The following is a 3,934-nucleotide window of genomic DNA, read 5'->3' on the forward strand; positions in this document are numbered from 1 at the left end:
GTTGAAAGCAGAATGTTCTCCATAAAAACTCCTTGGGTTATAGGGTGCTCTTCCGTCAGGATCTACAAAATTAACCGGATTATTGAAGGCATAATTATAAGGAGAATGTCTTCTCATCTGCTCAGCTAATGGATCTATTACTCCCCATCTGCCAATGTCTGCCATATACATCCTTGCTCCGTAATCTCCCCAGCCAGTTTCTTTCTGTAGTTCTTTACCGTTGTATCCATAGCTGTAAGCCGGATTTCCAGATAAAGCATTATAACCTTCATGCTTTAATCCAAACGCATAATAGTTATTTTCTTCAAGAGCTTCTGCGCTGCCAGATAAATTTTTGGAGTAGCTTAAACGTACATTTCCTAAATGGTCTGTATAGCTGTAAATATACTTATTATTTTCAAAATTATAATACCCTTCAGCGGTAGGAACGAATTTAAGTAAAGGATCAGTATTTGTGGAAATCACTTCATATTGAAAACCATCCAGATATTCTGTCGTTTTTTGCTTAAAAGCAGAATTTTCACTGTATTTATAAATCTTCCTAAGCTTTGTCCCATCTGCACTGTAGGTATAGTTAACGTTCACATTCTGCCAAACTCCTCTTGTAAGATATAACTGATCAAATTTTAAATAATCAGGAAGATTCAGAAAATTATAATCAATCTGTAGAACCCCCTTATCAACATGATCCTTCATATTCCCGTTATCATCATAAGAAATGGTGTTCCCGGAGGTATCAGGATAGCCACTGTAGTTTCCTGAAGTATCAGTAACCGTATTGAGCTTATTTCCTGTATAATTGTAGGTAAGATTGTCAATAAGCTGCGCTGTTCCTGAACTGCTTTTTCCATTTCTCTGCAGAGAGGTGATATTTCCGTTCAGATCATAGGCTAAGGTTTCATTAAAGAAACCGTTCTGCGGAACAGAAGCTCCCGGTTCAGAATAGATTCCTTTTTTAAGCCTGTTCAGACCGTCATACTGGTAAGTATACTGTCTTAAAACCTGGTCCGTAGCCGTTTTCGAGGTCACTTCCGTAATGTTACCGTTGTATTTCCCTGTAGAGCCCTGGGTGGTATTCTGGGGATTAAAATATTTCAGCTCATAGCCGAAAAGCTTCCCGGATCATTGATCTTGGTAAGCCATCCACGGATATTGTAAGAGTAATAGATACTTTGAAGTGGGGAAGAAGGGTTTGTTCCGCTTACTTTTTTGTTCACCAACACATCTGGAACATGAATAAATTTTTAACTTCATAAAGGTGTATTTTTCCTGCAAAAAGAGAAAGAGTAACCATTTAGATTACTCTTTCTTTAATGTTTTTTATTGAAATTTTAATTGTTAATGTCGATGGATATTGTATACCAACACATCTGGAACATTACCCCACGGAATGACCTATATAAAATTCTTTATTAAAGAACCTAAAATAAACAAAACAATACCCACTATGGAAATTATTTTAAATATCCCTAAAATAAGATTAATTATTTCGCTATCCTTTGAACTTTTATCATTTTTAACTGTAATTTTCTCAAAAAATAAAAGCTTAAAATATTGTGAAATAGTAGGAGAAAAATTTATCTTTTTCAACTGTATAGCATTATTTATGTCTTCAAAATTTTTGTAATGAAGGCCCATTATTTTAAATGATGTTTTATTTTTTTTATCTACTAAATAAACCACCTTATAGCTTCCTCTTGTTCCAGATTCGGTAAGAGTAATCTTCCCTATATAATCTGTAATATTTAATGTTTTACCAAAAGGCTTTAAGATGGAATAATACTTTAAGTTATTTTCTTTAATTTTTATCCATTTTATATGTTTAAGGAAATTAATTACTAAAAAGAATATTCCACTAAATAAAATCAAAAACAATGTTCCTTTAATATTGAAATTATATGATTTCAATATTTTAAATATAAACATTAATGAGGCTGGCAAAGGTAAAATTATTGTAAAAATTGCCCAATAAATTGTATACCCTGAAAACTTACTTTTAATATAATCCATCATACATTTCAAATTTTCCATATTCATTGGCGACAGATTCATCAATCATATCACCTAACCCTTTAGCTTCTCTATTTATCAAATAATTAACTCCCATTGTTCCCATATCCGCCACAAACCATACTCCAGCCACAATTGATCCAATTCCAGTTGTGGAAGCCAATAACATAGCACCATTAATTGCGTGCGAAGGTTTAAGTTCTCCTGACATTGCAACATCAGCCACTAGTAAAACACCTCCAGCAGCTGTCAACTTTGTTCCTAAACTTCTTGCTCCTTGAAAACCTTTTACCTGTTGACCTCTCCAATATTTTGCTCCTGGATTTTTCCATTTACCTTCCCAGGCATATGAAATACCTCTTGTTTTTGTCTGATGCCATAGTTCATTATATTTAAAGAAACCACTTCTTGGTATATTTGCTGTGGCTGCGGCACCTACAGCTGCATTTACCCACCAAGTAGTATTAGATGTTGTTTTAGGAAAATCAATTTTATCAAAAACTGATCCTCTGCTAAGATTCAACATATGCGCAACCATTTCCTGAGAAGTACTTTCATATCCTGCAGCTCCCAGTGTCCAATATGATAGATAGCCATTCTTTGAGATTTTGGCATCTATTCCTCTTGCTGCCCATCCTGCAATAATATTATCCAGTAAATAGTCATTTGAATTACCCAATGATGATAAAACAGAATAGCCGTTTCCTCCACCATATCCTCCGGATTCAATTCCTCCGGTATTTCCGGTTCCTAAACTTAACCAGTTCCGTTCACCACTTCCTGTGTTAGCATCAGGACGGGAATCGCCAGGCATACTAAACTGATGCGGCTTCATCCCATCAGGATCTATAAAGCTTACTGGATTGTTAAAGGCATAATTATACGGAGAATATCTTCTCATCTGCTCTGCCAATGGGTCTATCACACCCCATCTGCCAATATCAGCCATATACATTCTCGCTCCATAGTCTCCCCAGCCTGTTTCTTTCTGTAATTCTTTGCCGTTATATCCATAAGTATATGAAGAATTCCCGGCTAAAACATTATAGCCTTCATGCTTTAATCCAAATGGATAATAATTGTTTTCTTCAAGAGCTTCTGCGCTGCCAGATAAATTTTTGGAGTAGCTTAAACGTACATTTCCTAAATGATCCGTGTAGCTGTAAATATACTTATTATTTTCAAAATTGTAATAGCCCTCGGCTGTAGGAACAAATTTTAAAGCAACAGTTTTGCCTTTTTTACCATTCATGATTTCATACTGAAAGCCATCTACATATTCTGTAACTGTAGATTCAAGGGAAGTAGCAGTACCAAAAGGATCGAAAGGAGTGTAATTATAAATTTTCCTGAGTTTAGTACCATCCGCACGATAAGTATAATATATATTTTCATTAATAATTCCTTCGCGTGTCGGTAATCCTTTATCAAACTTGATGTAATCAGGAAGATTCAGAAAATTATAATCAATCTGTAGAACCCCCTTATCAACATGATCCTTCATATTCCCGTTATCATCATAAGAAATGGTGTTCCCGGAGGTATCAGGATAGCCACTGTAGTTTCCTGAAGTATCAGTAACCGTATTGAGCTTATTTCCTGTATAATTGTAGGTAAGATTGTCAATAAGCTGCGCTGTTCCTGAACTGCTTTTTCCATTTCTCTGCAGAGAGGTGATATTTCCGTTCAGATCATAGGCTAAGGTTTCATTAAAGAAACCGTTCTGCGGAACAGAAGCTCCCGGTTCAGAATAGATTCCTTTTTTAAGCCTGTTCAGGCCATCATACTGGTAATTATACTGTCTTAAAACCTGGTCCGTAGCCGTTTTCGAGGTCACTTCCGTAATGTTACCGTTGTATTTCCCTGTAGAGCCCTGGGTGGTATTCTGGGGATTAAAATATTTCAGCTCATAGCCGAAAAGCTT

General features: G+C 35.6%; 4 protein-coding genes. All 4 read right to left on the reverse strand.

Translation table 11 applies throughout. The annotated features are described in order from the left end of the window. A partial coding sequence (locus DRF60_RS20690) for an RHS repeat-associated core domain-containing protein (protein ID WP_317125834.1) occupies nucleotides 1–1,029 on the reverse strand: 1,029 nt, incomplete at its 3' end. Between the two features lie 65 nt (nucleotides 1,030–1,094). Beyond that, nucleotides 1,095–1,217, reverse strand: coding sequence for a hypothetical protein (locus DRF60_RS21845; protein WP_317125835.1), 123 nt, complete (start codon nucleotides 1,215–1,217; stop codon nucleotides 1,095–1,097). 178 nt (nucleotides 1,218–1,395) lie between these two features. Further along, a complete protein-coding gene (locus DRF60_RS20695) occupies nucleotides 1,396–2,013 on the reverse strand; it encodes a hypothetical protein (protein WP_116015247.1) in 618 nt (205 codons plus the stop codon). Then, the coding region (locus DRF60_RS21455) for an RHS repeat domain-containing protein (protein ID WP_202974468.1) at nucleotides 1,997–3,934 on the reverse strand (1,938 nt) is incomplete at its 5' end. The genes DRF60_RS21455 and DRF60_RS20695, both read right to left, overlap by 17 nt.

The organism is Chryseobacterium elymi (assembly GCF_003385495.1).
GTDB lineage: Bacteria > Bacteroidota > Bacteroidia > Flavobacteriales > Weeksellaceae > Chryseobacterium > Chryseobacterium elymi.

Coding starts and splice junctions, on each gene's coding strand:
- DRF60_RS20695 (WP_116015247.1), bottom strand. CDS start 2,013: ATGATGGATTATATTAAAAGTAAGTTTTCAGGGTATACAATTTATTGG.